This is a genomic window from Methylobacterium sp. PvP105 (assembly GCF_017876975.1).
Lineage (GTDB): Bacteria > Pseudomonadota > Alphaproteobacteria > Rhizobiales > Beijerinckiaceae > Methylobacterium > Methylobacterium radiotolerans.
In genome coordinates this window covers 3,159,675-3,177,898 of the sequence record NZ_JAGIPA010000001.1, presented here as the reverse complement: position 1 = coordinate 3,177,898, position 18,224 = coordinate 3,159,675, and the positions used below count along the sequence as shown (strand labels likewise).

At 73.6% G+C, this 18,224-nt stretch carries 20 protein-coding genes and 1 tRNA gene; 6 read left to right on the top strand and 15 right to left on the bottom strand.

The features are described from left to right. The first annotated feature begins 389 nt into the window (after positions 1-389). Together J3A75_RS15335 and J3A75_RS15330 are read left to right on the top strand one after the other, a co-directional pair. Positions 390-1,016 (top strand): TadE/TadG family type IV pilus assembly protein, encoded by a 627-nt coding sequence (locus J3A75_RS15335; RefSeq protein WP_234742008.1) that lies wholly within the window; start codon positions 390-392, stop codon positions 1,014-1,016. Beyond that, the gene (locus J3A75_RS15330; protein ID WP_043073658.1) at positions 1,010-1,597 is read left to right on the top strand and encodes a TadE/TadG family type IV pilus assembly protein; all 588 of its coding nucleotides are present in this window, start codon (positions 1,010-1,012) and stop codon (positions 1,595-1,597) included. The genes J3A75_RS15335 and J3A75_RS15330 overlap by 7 nt, the downstream gene beginning before the upstream one ends. Positions 1,598-1,681: 84 nt before the next feature. Here J3A75_RS15330 and J3A75_RS15325 read toward each other — a convergent pair whose 3' ends face one another. Continuing rightward, entirely contained in the window at positions 1,682-1,903 is a 222-nt protein-coding gene (locus J3A75_RS15325; RefSeq protein WP_012319056.1) for a hypothetical protein, read from the bottom strand. Between the two features lie 445 nt (positions 1,904-2,348). On the opposite strand from J3A75_RS15325, the gene J3A75_RS15320 reads away from it, so the two are divergent. Continuing rightward, a complete protein-coding gene (locus J3A75_RS15320) occupies positions 2,349-2,504 on the top strand; it encodes a hypothetical protein (protein ID WP_234742006.1) in 156 nt (51 codons plus the stop codon). A gap of 20 nt (positions 2,505-2,524) precedes the next feature. Here the strand turns inward: J3A75_RS15320 and J3A75_RS15315 are convergent, their stop codons facing one another. Together J3A75_RS15315 and J3A75_RS15310 are read right to left on the bottom strand one after the other, a co-directional pair. Then, entirely contained in the window at positions 2,525-2,905 is a 381-nt protein-coding gene (locus J3A75_RS15315) for an energy transducer TonB (protein ID WP_043073657.1), read from the bottom strand. An 87-nt stretch (positions 2,906-2,992) separates the two neighbouring features. After that, positions 2,993-3,742, bottom strand: a complete 750-nt coding sequence (locus J3A75_RS15310) for a sigma-70 family RNA polymerase sigma factor (RefSeq protein ID WP_209650410.1) — start codon at positions 3,740-3,742, stop codon at positions 2,993-2,995. Between the two features lie 299 nt (positions 3,743-4,041). On the opposite strand from J3A75_RS15310, the gene J3A75_RS15305 reads away from it, so the two are divergent. Further along, positions 4,042-4,287: a hypothetical protein gene (locus tag J3A75_RS15305; protein ID WP_012319052.1), complete on the top strand. Its 246-nt coding sequence runs from the start codon at positions 4,042-4,044 to the stop codon at positions 4,285-4,287. Between the two features lie 37 nt (positions 4,288-4,324). Here the strand turns inward: J3A75_RS15305 and J3A75_RS15300 are convergent, their stop codons facing one another. The 12 genes from J3A75_RS15300 to J3A75_RS15245 all read right to left on the bottom strand — a co-directional run bounded on the left by J3A75_RS15300 (position 4,325) and on the right by J3A75_RS15245 (position 15,918). Beyond that, positions 4,325-4,657, bottom strand: coding sequence for a metal-sensitive transcriptional regulator (locus J3A75_RS15300; RefSeq protein ID WP_234742004.1), 333 nt, complete (start codon positions 4,655-4,657; stop codon positions 4,325-4,327). Between the two features lie 92 nt (positions 4,658-4,749). Then, positions 4,750-5,607, bottom strand: coding sequence for a manganese catalase family protein (locus tag J3A75_RS15295; RefSeq protein WP_012319050.1), 858 nt, complete (start codon positions 5,605-5,607; stop codon positions 4,750-4,752). Positions 5,608-6,028: 421 nt separating this feature from the next. Further along, entirely contained in the window at positions 6,029-6,310 is a 282-nt protein-coding gene (locus J3A75_RS15290) for a hypothetical protein (RefSeq protein ID WP_012319049.1), read from the bottom strand. Between the two features lie 123 nt (positions 6,311-6,433). Further along, positions 6,434-6,508, bottom strand: a tRNA-Thr gene (locus tag J3A75_RS15285). 103 nt (positions 6,509-6,611) lie between these two features. After that, positions 6,612-7,046: an NUDIX hydrolase gene (locus J3A75_RS15280; RefSeq protein WP_012319048.1), complete on the bottom strand. Its 435-nt coding sequence runs from the start codon at positions 7,044-7,046 to the stop codon at positions 6,612-6,614. A gap of 226 nt (positions 7,047-7,272) precedes the next feature. Beyond that, positions 7,273-8,898, bottom strand: coding sequence for a heme biosynthesis protein HemY (locus tag J3A75_RS15275; RefSeq protein ID WP_024830229.1), 1,626 nt, complete (start codon positions 8,896-8,898; stop codon positions 7,273-7,275). 125 nt (positions 8,899-9,023) lie between these two features. Then, complete coding sequence (locus J3A75_RS15270; RefSeq protein WP_070999429.1) at positions 9,024-11,210, bottom strand: translation initiation factor 2; 2,187 nt, start codon at positions 11,208-11,210, stop codon at positions 9,024-9,026. Positions 11,211-11,315: 105 nt separating this feature from the next. After that, entirely contained in the window at positions 11,316-12,035 is a 720-nt protein-coding gene (locus J3A75_RS15265; RefSeq protein WP_024830232.1) for a uroporphyrinogen-III synthase, read from the bottom strand. 3 nt (positions 12,036-12,038) lie between these two features. Further along, the gene (locus tag J3A75_RS15260; protein WP_043073655.1) at positions 12,039-12,914 is read right to left on the bottom strand and encodes an aldose 1-epimerase family protein; all 876 of its coding nucleotides are present in this window, start codon (positions 12,912-12,914) and stop codon (positions 12,039-12,041) included. A gap of 76 nt (positions 12,915-12,990) precedes the next feature. Beyond that, on the bottom strand, positions 12,991-14,742 hold the full coding sequence (locus J3A75_RS15255) for an ABC transporter ATP-binding protein (RefSeq protein WP_070999428.1): 1,752 nt from the start codon (positions 14,740-14,742) through the stop codon (positions 12,991-12,993). 79 nt (positions 14,743-14,821) lie between these two features. Next, positions 14,822-15,139, bottom strand: a complete 318-nt coding sequence (locus J3A75_RS15250) for a hypothetical protein (protein WP_234742103.1) — start codon at positions 15,137-15,139, stop codon at positions 14,822-14,824. A 92-nt stretch (positions 15,140-15,231) separates the two neighbouring features. Next, the gene (locus J3A75_RS15245) at positions 15,232-15,918 is read right to left on the bottom strand and encodes a DNA-binding protein (protein ID WP_053622706.1); all 687 of its coding nucleotides are present in this window, start codon (positions 15,916-15,918) and stop codon (positions 15,232-15,234) included. A 309-nt stretch (positions 15,919-16,227) separates the two neighbouring features. Between J3A75_RS15245 and J3A75_RS15240 the strand changes: the two genes are divergently transcribed. Beyond that, positions 16,228-16,893: a response regulator transcription factor gene (locus J3A75_RS15240; protein ID WP_012319040.1), complete on the top strand. Its 666-nt coding sequence runs from the start codon at positions 16,228-16,230 to the stop codon at positions 16,891-16,893. Beyond that, entirely contained in the window at positions 16,893-18,218 is a 1,326-nt protein-coding gene (locus tag J3A75_RS15235) for a sensor histidine kinase (protein WP_070999427.1), read from the top strand. The genes J3A75_RS15240 and J3A75_RS15235 overlap by 1 nt, the downstream gene beginning before the upstream one ends. Positions 18,219-18,224: the final 6 nt, after the last annotated feature.

Here is an 18,224-nt window from a genome sequence, read left to right as displayed (position 1 = left end):
AATGGACGCGTCTCCCAGGGCGGGACCGGATCGGCGGCTGCGGCGGCACCGGCCACCGCTCCGGCAGGCGTAGAGTCCAGCTCCTAAAATTCCGTCGCGCCGGAGCCCCGGAAAGCTGTCGGAGCTCGAGTAAGGCCCCTTTAGCTGTGAACAACGTCTATACGCTGCCCTCCAAGGCCCGCCGCCGCGCCGACGACTGGCCGCATCGGGACCAGCACCGTGAGAGGATACAACAATACACAACCTGAGGGCGAATCTGGCCCCTCATCAAGCGTCGCGCCCGCAAAATCTTCCTGAACACGCAATTTCTACTCAGATTTGAACCGTTTTTAAACGGCCTCGTCATAGGGTTATTTCGTCCGCGCCTCTGCGTCCGGACAGCGGCAGGCGTGGACCTGCAGAGTTCGTTCGGCATGATGGGCATCTTGCGGCGCGTCGCGACCGGCCGCCGTCCCGGCGGGACCGAGGGCACCGCCCGGCGCGTTCGGCGGTTCGCCGGTCACCGGACCGGCGCCTCAGCTGTGGAGTTCGCGCTCCTGGCCGCGCCGTTCCTGGCGCTCCTGGGCGTCGTGGCGGAAGCCGGCGTCATCGCCATCGAGCAGCAGACGCTGGACATCGCGGTCGACCGGAGCGTCCGGCAGCTGCGCACCGGCACCTTCCAGGACGGCTCCGACGGCAGCGATCCGAGTGAGCGCCTCCGGAAGATCGTCTGCACCGGCCCCTCGGCGCTGTTCCCCTGCGCCGATCTGCGCCTCGACGTCTCGCGGACACCCTCGTTCGCGACCTCGCAGCCGGCGGAACCGTTCGACAAGACCACGAAGAACTGGACGCCGGGCTTCGGCCAGCGGTTCGAGTGCCCGCAGGGCGGCGACACCGTCACGGTCCGGGTCGCCGTGCCGGTGATGCGGCTGTTCCAGATGCTGGATTTCACCGGCCGGATCATGGCCGACAAGACGCAACTGCTGGTCACGACCGAGATCTTCAGGGCCGAGGATTACGAGCCCAAGCCGTGCTGAGCGGCCGTCCGCGCGCCTGCCTGATCCGCTTGATCGGCGACCGGGAGGGCGTCAGCGCGATCGAGTTCAGCGTGATCGCCCCGATCCTGCTGCTGATCCTCATGGGGTCGATCGAGCTGCCCCGGGCCTACATGATCGGGAAGCGGCTCGACAACGCGGCCGCCACGATGGCCGACCTGATTTCCCGCGGCAGCTACGCCGACCTCAAGCCGGTCTTCGCCGCGACGGGCGCGATCTCCAACCCCTACGACGTGAGCCGGGCGAGCATCGTGCTGACGGCGGCGGGCACCTACAGCGACGGCAGCTCGGCGACGACCAAGGTCTGCTCGAGCGCCGAGTCCAACGGACAGGCCCGCACGGCGGGCTCCTCGCTCGGCGCACCGCCCGCCGGGATGACCCGGAACGGCGACCGCTTCGTCGTGTCGGAAGTCACGATGACCTACCACCCGATCTTCCCGGTCCTCTCGAACCTGACCCGGTGGACCTTCCGGTACAAGAAGATCTGGCCGGTGCGCGGCGGCGAGATCTACAACGGGCAGAGCGAGGTGGTTCTGCCCGGGGGCAAACCCTGCCCGGCCTGACGGGCGGGCGCTTCGCGCCGGGCCGGCGCTGCGGCCGGCGCCACCGGATCGCCCGGTGGCGCCGGATCGCGGCCACGCCCCGCCTCAGCGGGCCGAGACCGCGGTGGCGACGACCCGCCGCGAGGCCGGGCTCGCCGGGACGAGGCGCGGCGTCGTGGTCAGCTCGGAGGCCGGCCGCACGGCGGCCGTGGGACGAGCCTGCTCGCGGTAGAGCGGCGGGGTGAGCGCGATGGTCTCGTCAGCCCGGGCAGTGCCGATCATCGGGACGGCGGTGAGGGCGGCGAGAACGATGGTGCGAACGGTCATGGTCTGAAGTCCTCTCGTTGTCCGGGTGGTGCCCGGCTTCGAGGGGTTATCTACGTTGCAGCGCATCATGATCCAAACAGATGCGATCGATTCTCATTATCGATCGCGTCAATGCCAGGACCGCCGCCGGTCCGCCGCATTGCCCCGGTGGCCCGCTTTCTGCTCGCGTGCGGGCTGCCCGATCGGCGTGGGGCAGAGTGGGCCTGCGCGACGCCGATCACTGACGAACCGCCCGGGGGGACCCGTCGAGTTAATGCTAAATTAAATCTCACCCTCGAAGGTCGGGCACGCAGTCGAAAATCCGTGAACTGCCAGAGGTTTAGCGCGTAAAAGTTTATCTATTCGCGCGGAAGGAGACGGCTCGTTGCTGGTTGCGGCCCTGCTTTTCGCGGTGGGCATATGGGAGGGCTGGCGGTATCGGGCATCGGTTCTGGTGGCCAGCTCGATGCTGGTCACCCTCGCGTGGCTGGCCCTCTGGATCTTTGTCTGGGCACAGCTCGACACCGAGAAGGTCCTGCTGCTCTTCGCCTATCTCACAGCCCTTCAGGCCGGCTATCTCGTCGGGGCCTATCTCGGCGTCGACACCGATCCGAATTGCTGACCGGACGGGCCGAGGCATGCTCAGCGGCCGAGCGCGACCGGGATGCTGAGATCGACGATCCCGTCCTCACCCAGGAGTGCGGCCGGCGGCACGGGCGCCGGGCTGATGCCCTGCACGGCGCGGAGCGCGCGCTCGTCGAGTCTCGGCGAGCCCGAGCTCTCCTCGATCTCCGCGCCCTGCACCGCCCCATCGGCGGCGATCTGCACGTGGACGACCACGGTTCCGCGGCCCCGGTCGGGACCCGGCCGCGTCCCGGCGCGGTCCGCGGCATCGATCCGCGTCACGAGATCCGAGAGCCAGGCCCGCGCGGCGGGTCCCGGGGTGGTCCGCGCCCCGGCCGCCCCGGGCGACAGGGTCAGACCGAACACGACGGCAGCGGAGATCACGGCGCGCGGCGACATGGGCAACGGCGGCTCCTCGAGCCCGGGATCGGGGATCGACCCTACGCGCAGAGGCGGGTCCCTTGCGACTCCTCCCGCCGGTCGCCGTCACGAGACAGCGGTGGATTTCCGCCCCTTCGGCCCCGCGGCGGCCAGCATGACGTCGTCGCTGCCGACCTCGAGACCGGTATAGCCCAGCATCTCGGCGAGCTGCGTCCGGGCCCGCCAGACCCGGCTCTTCACCGTGCCGATCCGGCACTGCATGACGGCCGCGGTCTCCTCGTAGGTGAGGTTCTCGATCGCCACGAGCACGAGCGCCTGCCGCATCGACGGCGCCAGGCGGTCGAGGGCGGCTTGGACGTCGCTCAGATCGAGGTGGCCGCCCTGCTCGGGCAGCGAGACCATCCGCTCCGCCTGCGCGCCGTCCTCGTCCTGCACCTCGCGCCCGCGCTTGCGGTGCTCGTTGTAGAACTGGTTGCGCATGATCGTGAACAGCCACGCTTCCAGGTTCGTGCCCGGCGCGAAGCTGGCGCGCGAGCGCCAGGCCCGGAGAAGCGTGTTCTGGAGGAGGTCGTCGGCACCGACATGGCTGCGCAGGAGCGAGCGCGCGAAGCGCTGCAGGTTCGGCACCATCGCGAGGAGCGAGGCCTGGAACGCCTTCTCGCGGCCGTCCTGCGCCCGGCCGAAAGCGCCGTCGAGCAGCCTCAGCAATTCGGCGAAGCGATCCGCGATGGTCGGCTCGACGTTGTCCTGCGCGTAGGTCGCCGCGAGCAGATGGCCGAGATGATACTGCACGCTGTCGGGGAGCCGGGGGCCCTGCGCGTCGATTGTATCGGCGTCGAGCGAGAGTTCGAGCATGATAGCCGATCACCTGAGGAGTATGATAAATCGCGTGGCGCCATTAATCGCTGATTATGCCGTATCCGCCGCAACATAGATCAGCGGACGGGCACATCTTCGGACCGATATATGCTGGGATCCGCGGCAATCGCGACAGATATGCCGACGGAAAGAGGGAGTTCGATGAGGTCATACGTACCGGAAAACTGTTCGCCGCGCGGCCGTATCTGCGGCAGCGCACGCGGAGATCTCGCTGCTGCGAATGCCCATCCCGACCCGGTCGGGCGCGGGACGCCGCGGACCGCGGGATCGCGCCCATGACCCGGCTCTCGGATCTCGAGGACGACCCCGCCTTCCAGGAGGCCGTCCTGGCCGTGCGGGGCGCGGCCAGCACCCTGAGCGGCCGGGCCGTGACCCTGGAGGAGGCCCGGTTCCTCGTCGGCATCGCCCTGACGACCTTCGCGCATGCCGGCGGTCTCGAGGAGCCGAGCCGCAGCCGGCTGGCGCGCTTCTCGGCGCGCATCGGGCCGGGCACCGTCGTCGAGACGCTGACCAAGCACTGAGCGCGACCGCCGGAGGCGCGGGCCGGCGGCCCGACGCCTATCCGGCCTCCGCCATGGCCGCCCGCAGAACCCGGAGGAGGTCCGCCATGACCGCCTCCCGGTCCGGATCGCGCGCCGCGAGGCGGAGCCCCGCGGCGACGTGCTGGTCGATGATCAGGAGGCCGACCTCGCGCAGGGCCGCGGTGGCGGCCCGGATCTGCTGGATCTCGTCGAGGCAGTGCCGGTCGGCCTCGACCATAGCCCGCAGGCCCCGGACCTGACCCTCGATCCGCCCCAGCCGCCGGACCAGCGGCGCGCGCTCCGCGTCGGTCCGGGCGAGGCAGACACGACCATCGACGAGCGTGCCGCGTGTCACGGTTCTGCGAGCCACCTGTTCCCGTCCGCGCGGGTCGCGGCGCGCCGGGGCGCCGCGACTTCGGATGGAGCCGTCCCGGCCGGCGGACCGGCCGGGTGCCCGGCGGCTCAGCCGATCTGCTGAGCCTCGGCGCCGCTGTCGGGCCGCGCCGGGCCGAGGACCGGCTCCTCGCCCATCGGCTGGTTCTGGACGACGCTGAACTCGCCCTTGCCGTCCAGCGACGGTCCCTGCGTCCAGCGCCCGGCCGGCGGCGGCGAGCCGTCCGCCGACGTCGAGAAGAAGTTGTAGTTGAACTTCTGGTTCTCCTTCTCCTGCGGGAAGGAGTTCGGGATCGGCAGCGTGCCGGCGTGGCCGCCGAGTTCCTCGATCACCGCCAGCCATTGCTGCTGGTGCATCGTGTCGCGGGCGATGAGGAAGCTCCACATGTCGCGCATGCCGGCATCGTTGGTGGCGTTGTAGAGGCGCACCGCGAGGACGCGGCCTGTGCTCTCGGCAGCGACGTTGCAGTACATGTCGGCCGCGATGTTGCCGCTGGCGTAGATGTGGCTCATGTCGAAGGATTGGCCGTCGGAATTGCCCGGGAAGGCGGCCATGCCGGTGGAGAGCAGCGTCTTGTGCAGCATGCCCTCGGCGATGTGGCGCGGGTTCTCGCCGCCCATCACGGCACCGACGATCGCGTCGGCCGCCCCGGCCTCCTGGACCTTGGTGGGGGCGTTCTCGAGGTTCAGCGCCACCGCGGTCGCGAGCATCTCGATATGGCCGATCTCCTCGGTGGCCGTATTGAGCAGCATGTCGCGGTACTTGGTCGTCGGGGCGCGGTTCCCCCAGGCCTGGAAGAAGTACTGGAAGGCGACCCGGATCTCACCCTCGATGCCGCCGATCGCCTGCTGGAGCATGCGGGCGTAGACCGGGTCGGGACTGTCGACCCTGACCGGGTACTGAAGCCGCTTGTCGTGATAGTACATGATGTCTGTCCCTCGCGAGAGGCACGGCGTGCTCAAGCCCACCGCACGATCGGCCGTCGGCCCGGTACTCCGTGGGAGCATCGAGCCTCGCACCCTGTCCAACCCGGCTTCGGGACCACGGTTCGATCTTTCGCGAATTTTATAACGATCAATATTTGACCGAACTCGTTTTATCGCGCCAAGCCAGGCTATTGGCACGAAAATCCGCGATCAAGGCCACGCTTAATCGGCCCGTATTACACAATGTATGTTAAGGGCGCCTCATCCATGTTGAGGGGGCGCCGCGCATGACCGGATCGCCGGCCGCTCTCTCTGGCCGCGCGGCCCGATGCGTGGGGACGCCCTGGTGCGGCGGGGGCAGCTCACTCGGGAGCGTGGATCGCCGGCCGCGCGAACGCGGACCGCGCGGCGGTCGGGGCGCCTACAGGAGCCCGGTGCGCCGGGCGAGCATCATCCCGAAGGCGAGGCAGGCGGCGAGGCTGACCGCCAGCATGGCGACGTTGGTCCAGAACCGGACCGGCCGGCTGGACCCGTCGATCCCGCTCGCCCGGAGCCGCACCCACGGCACGTAGAGGTAGAGGGCGATCAGCGTCAGGATCAGGAACGCGAAGGTGGCGATCCGCCCGGTGATCAGGGCCGCGCCGGCCAGGACCGCCCAGCCGATGACGAGGCCCAGCATGGTGAACAGGGCTGTCGAGTTCACGTCCGCGCGTCCCCTTCAGCGGATGGTGTCGGCCGGGCCGCCGCCGCGATCCTCAGTCCGCGACAGGCTCCGCTAGGGAACCCTTAGCATCGTCCGGACTGATTGCGAGATCGGGAAGGTTTCTGGTGCTGCGAGAGAGGATTGAACTCTCGACCTCTTCATTACCAATGAAGTGCTCTACCACTGAGCTACCGCAGCAGGTGACCGGGGCGCCCCCGCGGGGGGCGTGTCCGTCCGGCCGAGTGGGGCCATAACGGATCGCCGCCGCGTTGGCAACGCCGTGTTGCGCGTTCCCGCCGTTTTAGGTGCGCGATGCGGCCCGGATCAGGGCCGCGAGGCCGGGCTCGGACACCGCCTCGGCGGCGTCCGACGGGGTGAACCAGCGCAGCTCGCGCTGGCGCGCCTCGGGGAAATGCTTGAGCTGCTTGCGCACCTCCAGGGGGAACACCTTCACCTGGCAGAGGACGGTGTCGAGGTTCCTCAGGCGCTTCTGGTAGAGGTACAGCCCGATCGGGCGCTTGCCGACCGCACCTCGCAGGCCGGCCTCCTCGTAGGCCTCGCGCGCGGCCGCCTCGAACGGCTTGCGGCCCTTCATCGGCCACCCCTTCGGGATGACCCAGCGGCGGCTCTCCCGCGAGGTCACCAGCAGGATCTTGGTCTTGCCGTCCCGCCCGTGCCGGAACGGAAGGGCTCCGACCTGCCGGCGCGGCTCGCCGTCCTCGTCGAGGACGGTCACGGCCGCACCGCGCGACGCGGGACGCGGCCCCGATCCGGCCGGATCGACGGCGCGCGCGGGCTGTGAGCGGGCTGGGGGATGATCGGATCCTCGGTCGACGACTCACGACAAGCTACACGGCGAGTCGGCTCATTCAACTTGCAATAGTCGAGCGCCGCGGCGTGACCGTGACCCCGCGGCGCTCCTGTCATCCCGCATCCGGATGGCCGGAGCGCGCCGCGACCGGTCAGCCGATCCGGCGGACTGCGCGCTCGGCCGAGCCGGAGGGCGGCAGCGCCGCGGCCGCCATCCCGGCCGAGACCGGGTCGGCGCCGGCCGCCTTCGGCGCGCCCGCCTTCGCCGGAAGGACGGTCGGGATCGGCGCGGCCGGGACCGGGCCGGCGGAGGTCGACGCCGCCGACGCGACCGAGGCCGAGACGGTGGGGACGGCCGGGGGCGACGTCGTGGCCGCGGGGGACTTCGACGCGGGGGCCGGTTTGGCGACCGGCGCCGCGGCGTTCGGGGCCGCCGGCACGAGCGCCGGACCGGCGGCGTCCGCCTCCGGCTCCACCGCGGGCGCGGCACCGAGCGTGTTCGGCGGCTCGCGCCACGCGAAGGCGTCGAGACGCCCGGTCACCGGCGAGACCGGCGCCCAGGTATCGGTGGCGATGCCGTCGGCGATCCACACGCGGTCGCGCGGGGCGCGGGCGGCCCTGGCCAGCCACTCGCGGGCCTGACCGGAGGCGGCCCCGTGCTCGGCCTCCTCGATGGCCGCCATCATCAGGCAGGCCCGGGCGGTCGGACGGTCGGAGAGCAGGGGCTTCACGGCCTCCCGGGCCCGCTTGTAGTCCCGCGCGTCGAGGGCGGCCTGGCCGAGGGCGAGACGGGACTCAGGGTCCCAGACCGACAGCTTCGCCAGGACCTCGGCGCGGGCGAGGCGGTCGCGGACCGAGTCGCCGGGCCGCAGGCCCAGATAGACCTTGGCGAGGTCGGGGTGAGGATTGGCCTTCCAGGCCGCCTCGACGATCCGGGCGGCCTTCTTGACGTCGCCGCGGCGGGCGAGCAGGCGTCCGGCGATGCAGGCCGCCGGCACGAGGTCGGGGGCGAGCTTGACCGCCTGCAGGACCCGCTCCGTGGCGAGTTCCGGCTCGCCGGCCTCGCGCTCGCCGGCGATCGCGGTGAGGAGCACCGCCCGCTGGCGCCGGGCCGCGGCCTTGTCGATCAGTCCGAGGGACGAGCGGCGCTCGATCGTCTCCAGGGCCGCCGCCCAGTCGCCGTCGGCGCTCTGCGCCTCCAGCAGGGCCTCGTTGGCCCAGGTGACGCTCGGGGCGAGGCGGGCGGCCTCGGTGGCGTAGGCGCGCGCGGCCGTCTCGTCCTCGCGGCGCCGGGCCTCCACGAACAGGCCGCGCAGGCCCAGGACCCGGGTCTCGGGATCGTCGACCATGCGCTGGAAGGCGCTCTCGGCCGCGTCCCGGTCGCCGGAGATCTGCGCCGCCTGCGCCTTGAGCAGCAGGGTCAGCGGCTCGGTGCCGAGGAGCCGCTCGGCGTCGCCCGCGTAGCGGCGGGCCGCCAGGGGATCGCCGGAGCCCACCGCCACCATGCCGCGGGAGAGGGCCGAGAGGCCCTTGGCCCGGCGCCGCTCGGCCGAGCCGCGGACCAGGGCCTCGGGCAGGCCGATGACGCCGCGCACGATCGCCCAGAGCAGGCCCAGGACGATCGCCGCGGCGATCACGCCGACGAGGGCGACCGCGAGGCTGGTGCCGATCTGGTAGCCGTTCCAGACGACGGTGACGGTGCCGGGCCTGTCGGCGATCCAGACCGCCCCGAAGGCGGCGAGTGCGAGCAGGGCCAGGAAGGCGAGGGCGCGCCACATGGGGTCAGTATCTCCTGTCGGCGGCCGGCTGGCGGCCGTCGCGGGGTGCGGGAGGAGCGGGGCGCCTGGGCGCCCGCTCGGAGATGGTGCGGCCGCGCAGCGCGCGGATCGGGGCCCTCACCGGACTAGCGCCCGGGGGCGGCCTGAGCCGGCTGGGCGGCCCCGACCGGCAGGGCCTTGAAGGCGCCGTCGAGCAGGGCGCGCACGGCCTGCTCGGCCTCGGCCCGGGCCTTGAGCTTGGCGCCAAAATCCCCGGCCTGCTCCCGGGCCTCGGCCGGGAGCGCCGCGAAGGCCGCCGAGGCCGCCGTCAGGTCGCCGCGGTCGAGGGCCGCCTGGACCTTGCTCTCCGGATCGTCCGCGGCCTCGGGGGCGGGCGCGTCCGCCTTGCGGATCTGCACGAGACCGTCGGCCATGCTGAGGAGCTTGGTGCGGAAATCGCCCGTCTCGGCCGCGCTCTTGGCCCGCTGCGCCTGCCGCTTGGCCGCGATCCGCTCGGCGATCGGCCGGAACGTGTCGGCGAGATCCCCCGCCGAGGGGGCACCGCCCTCGGCGAAGGTCGCCAGGGCCTTGGCCTGCGCCTCGGTTCCCGGATCGAGCTTGCGCAGGGTGGCGAGCGGCTCGGCGTAGGCGGTGCCCGATTCCAGGGCGGCCGCCACGCGGTCGGCGACGACGACCCGGAGCGCCGCCTGGACGGTGCTGGCCTCGGCGCGCTGCGCCACGCTCTTGTCCAGGGCGGCGATCTGGTCGGCCTGCTCCTGCAGCCGCCGGTCGACCGCCTTCGCGGCCTCCGCCGCCTGGGCCTGTCCGGCCTCGGCGGCGGTGCGGCTCGCCTGGGTCGCGGCCTGGACCGCCTCGGTGGCGGCCTTCACCCGCGCGTCGACGGCCTGCTGCAGCGCGTCGAGCCGCTGACCCAGGGCCGCGTCGGCCTCGGCGTTCGCCTTGGTCTTCTGCTCCACCTCGCTCTGCAGCGCCGCGACCTTGCGGGCGGCCTCCTCGGCCGCACCCTTGCTGGCGCCGCCATCCTCCACCGCCTTGAGGCGGGTCTCGAGGTCGGCGATCTGCTTGGCGTTGTCCTGGACCGCGCCGAGCTTCGAATCGGCCGGCTGGTCGCGGCCGGGCTCCTGGCCGGGCTCCTCCTGCAGCGCCGCGACGCGCTGGTCGAGGCTGTCGAGGCGGGCGACGAGATCCGGCGGCACGGCCGGGGCCTGGCCGGAGGCCTGACCGGCCGCTTGCCCCTCGGCGGCGGCAGCGGGCGCCGCGCCGGACTTGTCGAGCGCCTGCTTGGCGCTCGCCTCCGCGGCGGCGACGCGCTTGTCGAGGGCCGTCACCGCGTCGCGCGGGGCCAGCCCGTCGAGGCGCTTGTCGAGGGACGCGAGCTGGCTGGAGAGCCTCTGGTCGAGGGCGTTCAGGCGCGGGTCGGGACCGATCCCGGCCTTCTCGGCGCCGAACAGCAGGCCGGCGCCGATCACGCCCCCGAGCAGCCCCGCGGCCGCGAGCGAGCCGAATCCGGCCCGGGCCCGGCCGGCGGGTGCGGCGGCGCTCCTGTTCGCATCGACGGCGGCCGCCGCGGGGATCGGGCTCTTCGCGGATTCCTTCCCGTCCCTGGCGGCGTCCTTGGAAGCATCCTTGGGAGCGTCCTTCAGAACGTCCCTGGGAGCGTCCTTGGGAGCGTCCTTGCCCGGCTCCTTGCCGGCGGCCGGCGGATCCGGGATCCGCTTGGCCTTCAGGTCGATGATCGGGCCGGCCGTCACCGCGCTGGCCGCCGCCGGGCCCGCGGCACCGGAGGCGGGCCCGCCCGGACGGGGACCGCCCTGCGGGCCGGTTCCGGGCTGCGCGGCCTTCGGATCAATCCGCGCCCCGGAGGCCCCGGACGCGCTGGTGGAGGCCGTCGACGACGACGAGGCGGAGGTTCCGGCCCTGGCGTCGGAGGCCGACGACGCGGCGCCCACCGCCACGGGATCGGGCTTGGCGCCGGCCGTCCGGGCGGCCGGGCCGGTCGACGGCTTCGCGCCGTCGGCCCCGGTAGCCGGTTGGCCCGCGTCGGACTTCGGATCGATCGTGCCGGGCTTGGCGGTCACGACCGGGTCGGTCGCGGGCTTGGGCGGCGTCCCGGGCGCGGATCCCTGCGGCGCCTTCGCGCCGCCGGCGGCGGTGGAGGCCGTGGAAGCCGACGTGGAGGCGGTGGACGCCGACGTCGTGGCCGGTCGCGACGCGCCACCGGGCGGGCTGGATGGCCCGGGCTTGCCGGGCGCGGCGTCCGGCTTCCGGCCGCCGGGGCCGGGCTTGTCGGCGTCGCTGGGTGGTGGCGTCACGGGCAAGTCCTCCAACTCTACGGCGTCGCCGCGCCCCCCTAGCACCGCGGCGGCGCCGGGCGCGAGGGCGAGATACGGCGGCCCGGCCTCCCTGTCACCGCGCGGTTAGCCCGGTCGCCGTGCCAGGGCGTCGAGCAGGTCCGCTTCGCGCGGGCGTGCCGCGACGAAATGGACCGGAACACCGGCCGCTTCCAGGGGTGCCGCGACATCCGGCGATAGGCAGTAATGCCTCAGCCGGCGGAAAGCTCCGCCGTGCTCCGAACCATCCGCGAGGGCAAGGGCGACGGCGGCGCTGCGCCGGGAATAGTGAAGGGCCGCCTCGAGGCGGTGTTCGGCGAGGTCGCGGCCGACCGCCGGCGGCAAGCGCTCCAGCGCCTCGGCCCGGTAAGCCACGAAGGCGGTGATCCGAAATCCGGCCGCCGTCAGCGCCGCCGCCGGCTCCGGTTTGCGCTCGGCCCCGGTCGCGTGGAGGAGCGGTTCGCCGGGCGGCAGCGACGCCGCCACCAGGGCGGCGAGCCCCGCGGCGTCGCCGGGCCCCTCCCGCACGGGGCCGAGACCGGCCTCACGGGCCAGGGCGGCCGTCCGCGCGCCGACGGCGAAGACGGGAAGGCCGCGCAGGGCCGGCGCGTCCCGGAGCGCCGGCCGGAGCGCCGACACCGCGTTGGCGCTGGTGAGGAGCAGCGCGGCGAAGGGTCCCACGGGCGGCGCCGCCGCGGTCGGCCGCACAGCCAGGACGGGGGCCACGAGCGGCGCGTGGCCCAGGTCCGCGAGGGCCGCTCCGGTCCGCGTCGCCCCCGGCTCGGGCCGCGCCACCCAGATCCGCAACGGCTAGGTCTCCAGCGTCAGGCGGACGCCGTGACGCGCCGCGGCGCCCGGGGCGAGCAGGCGCTGCGAATCGCGCGCGGCGAGGTCGCCCGCGAAGTCCGACCAGTCGGCGTAGCCGGTCCAGCACTCGAGCGACAGGAACGGCGCGGTGGGCTTGGTCCAGACCGCCAGGTGGGGGAAATCCGCCATCTCCATGCGGATCGCCCGTCCGGGGCCGGTGAAGCGCATCCAGCGGCTGCGGGCGTTCCGGAACACGAAGGCCTCGGTGAACAGTGCCGGATCGAGGGGCAGCGTGTCCCCGGCGAGGGGGATCGGCTGCTCGTCGCGCAGCAGCAGGCCGCCCGGGCCGACCTGGGGCGCGAAGGGCCGCTCCGCCTGCTCGAAGGCCACCGCGTAGCCACCGTCCCGGGCGCGGCTGCCGCCCGCGAAGGGCCACGGGAAGGCCGGGTGGAAGCCGAGGGCGTAGGGCAGGGGGACGTCGCCGGGATTGGCGACGGTCACGTCGAGGTCGAGACCCGCCGGGCGAACCCGCGCGGCGATGTCGAGCCGGAACGCGAACGGGTAGTGCGCCCGCGTCCCGGGCCCGTCGGTCAGGCGCAGGGTCACCGCGTCGGCGCTCCGGTCGACCACCGCGAAGGGCAGGTCCCGCGCGAAGCCGTGCTGGGCCATCGGGTAGCGCTCGGACCCGACCGTCACGTGCCCGCCCGCCGAGGCGCCGACCACCGGGAAGAGCCAGGGCGCGTGGCGGTTCCAGTGCGCGGGGTCGCCGCTCCAGAGATACTCGGTCCCGCCGACCCGCCAGGAGACCGGCTCGGCCCCGTGGGTCGCGAGCGTCGCGGTTGTGCCGTCCGGTGCGGTCAGCTCGATGCGCGTGGTCACGGTGCTCTCCCGGTCTGCCTCGGACAGCCGAGGTAACGGAGGCGGGGCCGGACGCAAGGCCCCCACGCGGGGTCGCTCACGCGGCCGTGCCGAGCCCCGGCAGGACCGCCTCGGGCGGCCCGGAGGCGACGATCCGGCCGGCCTCCAGGACGTGGACCGCGTCGGCGCCCTCCAGGGTCGAGAGCCGGTGGGCGATCAGGATCAGCGTCCGCCGGCCCGAGAGGGCGCGCAGCGCCCGCATCACGGCCGCCTGCGTCTCGTCGTCGAGGGCGGAGGTCGCCTCGTCGAACACGATGACGTCCGGGTCGTGGTAGAGCGCCCGGGCGATGCCGACGCGCTGGCGCTGGCCGCCGGACAGCCGCGCCCCGCGCTCGCCGACCCGCTCGGCGTAGCCGTGCGGCAGGGCCGCGACGAAGTCGTGGGCGCCGGCGAGCCGCGCCGCCCGCTCGACGGCGGCGAGGTCCGGCGCGTCGAGGCCCAGCGCGATGTTCTCCGCCACCGTGCCGTCCACGAGGAACACCTCCTGCGGGACGTAGCCGATCCGGTTCTGCCACGCGGGCAGGGTGCCGGCATCGAGGGGCCGGCCGTCCACGGTGATCCGCCCGGCGGTCGGGCTCAGGACGCCGAGGATCAGGCCGGCCAGCGTCGACTTGCCCGATCCGGTCCGCCCGGCCAGGCCGAGCGTGGCGTTGACCGGGATGGTCAGGTCGATCCCGGCGAGGGCCGGGCGGCCGGTGCCGTAGTCGAAGCCGAGGCCCTCGAGCCGGATCGCCCGCGCGAAGGGCAGCCGCTCCGCGCTGCGGGGCCGGGGCTCCCGCTCGTCGGCGAGCTCGTCGACGATCACCCGCACCGCCGGCAAGGTGAATCGCATCAGCGCCACCGAGGTGAAGATGTTCTGGAAGGCCGGCAGCATGCGGTAGCCCGCGAAGGCGAACAGGCCGAGCAGCGGCAGGATCCCGGCGACGTCGAGCCCCTGGGCGAGCGCGAACAGCACCACCACGATCACCCCGCCGAAGGCCAGGGCCTCGATCACGAAGCGCGGCATCTGGCCGGTGAGCTGGCTCGCCGCGGTGGCGAGGGCGTAGGCCCGGGCCGGGGCGTCGAACCGCGACGCGAACGCCTCCGCGCGCCCGTAGAGCTTCAGCTCGGTGAGCGCCCCGAAGGTCTCCTGCACGATCCGGAAGCGGGCCTCGTTGTCGGCCACGGTGCGGCTGCCCAGCCGGGCCAGCCGGGCGCGCATCACGAGGTAGATCCCGACATAGAGGCCGCCGAAGCCGCCTCCCAGGATCAGCGCGAGCTGCGGCGCGTAGGCCAGCAGGAAGGCGATCACCGCGAGCGCCGAGCTCGCCCGCGAGGCGAGCACCGTGGCGGGCGTCAGCGCGCCGATCACGAGCCGATCGGTCTCGGACAGCACGTTCTTGGCGAGCTCCGCGCTGTTGCTCTGCGCAAAGAACAGCCGCTCCCGGTCGAGGTAGCGGAACAGCATCCGCCGGCTGAGGCTGTAGCCCGCCAGGTGCGTGAACCGGAGCTGCGCGTAGGTCAGCCCGGCATTCACGAGTGCGGTGACGAGGATCGCCGCGAGCGCGGCCCCGCCGGTCACCAGCAGGAAGCCGCGCTCGTCGGTCAGGCCGAGGGCTCCCCGGGCCTGGGCCAGGTAGGGGATCCGGGTCGCCGCCGACGGGTCCCCGACCAGCGTCAGGAACGGGATCACCGAGGCGACGCCCACCACCTCCAGCAGCGCCGCTCCCGCGAGCCCGAGGGCGATCAGGGCGAGCCGACGCCGGTCGGCCGCCCGCATGGCGCGGACGAGGTCGATCAGCGCGCGCATGGCATCGCGGGGTCTGGCGGGACGGCTCGCATGGTCGGGCCGGGCTTAAGCGCGCCGTCCCGGCCTGTCCACGCCGGGCTCAGTCGAGCTTCTTCAGGGAGCCCAGGTCGACCTCGCCGTCCTGGCCGGTGAAGGTCAGGGTCTTGGCGGCCCCGTCCGCCTGCGCGACGCCGCCGATCCGGTGGTCGCCGCTGTCGTAGGTCGAGACCTGCCCGTCGCGGTCGACGAGGAGGCGGCGCCTGTCTGGGAAGAACGCGTACTTCATCCCGTTCTGCGCGCCGCTGGTCGCGGGCTCGCCGAGATCCTTCGGCCACCAGGGCTGCGCGCCCTTCATCGGCTCCATCGGCTTCATGGGTTCCATAGGCTTCATGGGTTCCATCGGCTTCATCGGCTTCATCGGCTCCACGGCGCGCCTCCTGTCGGTCGAGAGACAGGAGGACGCGGCAGGCGCGGAAGGGTTGCACGCCGACCCTCTCGCCCGGGCCGGGCTCAGAGCGGCGGCAGCCCCGGCGCCGGGCGCTCCCGCACTCGGCCGTCGAAGCCGACATGGAGCTGGTGCTCGCGGCCGTCCCGATCCTTCGCGGCCACATCGAAGTGGCGCGGACCGCGGCCCGTGACCCGCACGTCGCCGTAGCCGGCTGCCTGGACAGCGGCGGTCGCGGCCGCCATGTCGGGCTTCGGTCCGAGACCGAGCCGGTCCTTGGCCCAGTCGAGGCTGCCGGTCGGAGGACCGCCGGCCGGCCCGAGCAGCAGCGTGCGCCCGTCCCCGTGGGTCAGGACCCGGGCGTGCAGGAAGCCGGTCTCGAAGCGGCCCTGCACCGTCACGGTCTCGCCCTTGGCGACGAGGCCGCCGCCCTCGCCCGCGCGGCCCGTCTCGACGAGGGCCCGCCCGGTCCCGTCCTGCACCACGAACTTGTTGCCGAAGATCTCCGCGACCTCGCCCTTGATGGCGGTCGCGCCCGAGGGAGCCAGGGCCTGGATCGCCACCGGCGCGACGGGCGTCGGCTGGAACGGCGTTCCCTGCGCGAGGGACAGGCCGACGGCGCCCAGCGCCAGCGGCAGCGCCACCGCGCCGACCGCCCAGGTGCGTCGCGGGATCGCCTTCGACGCCGGCCCGGCGGCCTCGGGCTGGCGGATCTCCCGCGCGGTCCCGTCGATGGTCTTGTCGTCGCTCATGATCGCATCCTCTGAAGGGTCCGGATCCGCTCGATCCGGTGCCCCTTCGTAGGGAGCCGCCGGCAATCCGGTCTGAACCGCGCGGTTCAGGCCCGGTTAAAGGCGCCGCCCTAGAGCGCTCCGTGCGGAACCCGTGCGGGTTCAGAGGCTTGGCAGCGGGCGCCGATGCGGGCTGGCAGGCCGTCGCCCGGGCGGTGGTCCCGGCGGTCCAGGTGAGGACACGGCCCCAACTCCCGGCGGCGGCAGGGTTCGCGGCCGCCGCAGCGGGCGAAACCGGCCGTCGCGGGCCCGGACGGGGAGGTGAGACCGGTGAAGATCCTACTGGTGGAGGACGACGCGGCCCTCGCGGCGGAGGTCGCCAAGGTCCTGCGCGCCGAGAACTTCGTGCTCGACCACGCCGCCACCGGCGAGGACGCCCAGCATCTCGGCGAGACCGAGGGATACGACGCCGTCGTGCTCGATCTCGGCCTGCCGAAGGGCGACGGGGTCTCGGTGCTGCGGGCGTGGCGCGCGGCGGGCCGGACCCTGCCGGTGCTTGTGCTCACCGCCCGGGACGGCTGGAGCGACAAGGTCGCGGCCTTCAAGGCGGGGGCGGACGACTACCTCGTGAAGCCGGTCCGCGTGGAGGAGCTGGTGATCCGCCTGCGCGCCCTCGTGCGCCGGTCCCAGGGAGGCGGGGCGAGCCGGATCACCTGCGGTCCCCTGAGCTTCGATCCGGGCCTCGGCGCCTTCGAGCACGAGGGCCTGCCGCTCAAGCTCACCGGCCTGGAATGGCGGGTCCTGTCCTGCCTGATGCTGAACCGCGAAACCGTGGTGCCGCGCCCGCACCTGATCGAGCGGGTCTACGAGGGCGACGCCGACGTCGACTCGAACTCCGTCGAGGTGATCATCACGCGCCTGCGCCGGAAGATCGCCCCGGCGCGGATCGAGAGCGTGCGCGGCCACGGCTACCGCCTGCACGCGGAGCCCGCCTGATGGCGGGGAGGGCGCCGCGGCGCTCGCTCCGCACCCGGCTGCTCGCGGCGGCCCTGGTGCTGGTCCTGGCGGCCCTGGTGGTGGCGGGCCTCGTCATAGGGGTGATCCTGCACCGGTTCGTGCGCGGGCAGCTCGACGGCCGGCTCGACGCGCAGATCGTCGCCCTGCGGGCCGGGCTCGAGGCCGGCATCCTCCCGCAGGGTCTCGACGCGCCGCCCTTCGACCGGCCCGGCCCCGGCTGGGCCTGGGAGGTGCGCCGCGGCGGCGCGACGATCCGGTCCGGCTCCCTGCGGGGCGGGGACATCCGCCTGTCCGATCCCGAACCGGACGGGGAGCCGGGCCGGCCGCACCCGGCTTCGGGCACGGGACCGCGCGGCGAGCCCCTCGTCGCCCGCGTGCTGGACGTGCCCGGACCCGAGCCGGCGACGATCGTGGTGGCGGCACCGGAGGGGGAGCTGCGCGGGCCGCTGCGCGAGGCGCTGACGAGCCTCGCCCTAGCGCTCGGCATCCTCGGCCTGTGCCTACTCGCCGGGCTGGCGGTCCAAGTGCGCCTGGGCCTCGCGCCGCTGACGCGCCTGCGCGCGGACCTCGCCTCGGTCCGGTCGGGGCGGCGCGAGCGCGTGCCGGCGGACCAGCCCGCCGAGATCGCGCCGGTGGTGGCGGAACTCAACGCGCTCCTCGACCAGAACGCGCAGAACCTGGAACGCGCCCGCGGCCACGTCGCCAACCTCGCCCACGCCCTCAAGACGCCGCTCGCCACCCTGTCGATGGCGCTCGCGGAGCCCGCCCGCGATCCGGACGGGGCGCTGCGCCGGCAGGTGGACGACATGGACCGGCGGGTGCGGCACCACCTCCGGCGCGCCCGGGCCGCGGCCCTGGCGGGTTCGGCCCGGGGCCGCACGGCCCTGGCGCCCCGGCTGTCGGACTTGCGCGCGGCGCTGGCCCGGATCCACGCGGAGAAGGGCGCGGCGATCGACCTCGACGTCCCGGAGGCCCTGGCGGTCTCCTGCGAGGGCCAGGATCTCGACGAGATGCTCGGCAACCTCGTGGACAATGCCTGCCGCTGGTGCCGCGGCCGCGTGCGGGTCTCCGCGACGGCGCGCGATGGCGCGGTGGCCGTGTCGGTGGAGGATGACGGGCCCGGCCTCGACCCGGCGGCCGCCTCCGCCGTCATGGCCCGGGGCCGGCGCCTCGACGAGGGCGTGCCGGGCCACGGCTTCGGGCTGCCGATCACCCTGGAACTCGCCGAGCTGTACGGCGGCGGCCTGAGCCTCGGGCGCTCGGATCTCGGCGGCCTCCGCGCGGACTTGGTGCTGCCGGCCTGACCGGCC

Coding starts and splice junctions, on each gene's coding strand:
- J3A75_RS15325 (WP_012319056.1), bottom strand. CDS start 1,903: ATGACCGTTCGCACCATCGTTCTCGCCGCCCTCACCGCCGTCCCGATG.
- J3A75_RS15320 (WP_234742006.1), top strand. CDS start 2,349: ATGCTGGTCACCCTCGCGTGGCTGGCCCTCTGGATCTTTGTCTGGGCA.
- J3A75_RS15315 (WP_043073657.1), bottom strand. CDS start 2,905: ATGTCGCCGCGCGCCGTGATCTCCGCTGCCGTCGTGTTCGGTCTGACC.
- J3A75_RS15310 (WP_209650410.1), bottom strand. CDS start 3,742: ATGCTCGAACTCTCGCTCGACGCCGATACAATCGACGCGCAGGGCCCC.
- J3A75_RS15305 (WP_012319052.1), top strand. CDS start 4,042: ATGACCCGGCTCTCGGATCTCGAGGACGACCCCGCCTTCCAGGAGGCC.
- J3A75_RS15295 (WP_012319050.1), bottom strand. CDS start 5,607: ATGTACTATCACGACAAGCGGCTTCAGTACCCGGTCAGGGTCGACAGT.
- J3A75_RS15275 (WP_024830229.1), bottom strand. CDS start 8,898: ATGTGGCGCGCCCTCGCCTTCCTGGCCCTGCTCGCACTCGCCGCCTTC.
- J3A75_RS15255 (WP_070999428.1), bottom strand. CDS start 14,742: ATGCGCGCGCTGATCGACCTCGTCCGCGCCATGCGGGCGGCCGACCGG.
- J3A75_RS15250 (WP_234742103.1), bottom strand. CDS start 15,139: ATGAAGCCGATGAAGCCGATGGAACCCATGAAGCCTATGGAACCCATG.
- J3A75_RS15245 (WP_053622706.1), bottom strand. CDS start 15,918: ATGAGCGACGACAAGACCATCGACGGGACCGCGCGGGAGATCCGCCAG.
- J3A75_RS15235 (WP_070999427.1), top strand. CDS start 16,893: ATGGCGGGGAGGGCGCCGCGGCGCTCGCTCCGCACCCGGCTGCTCGCG.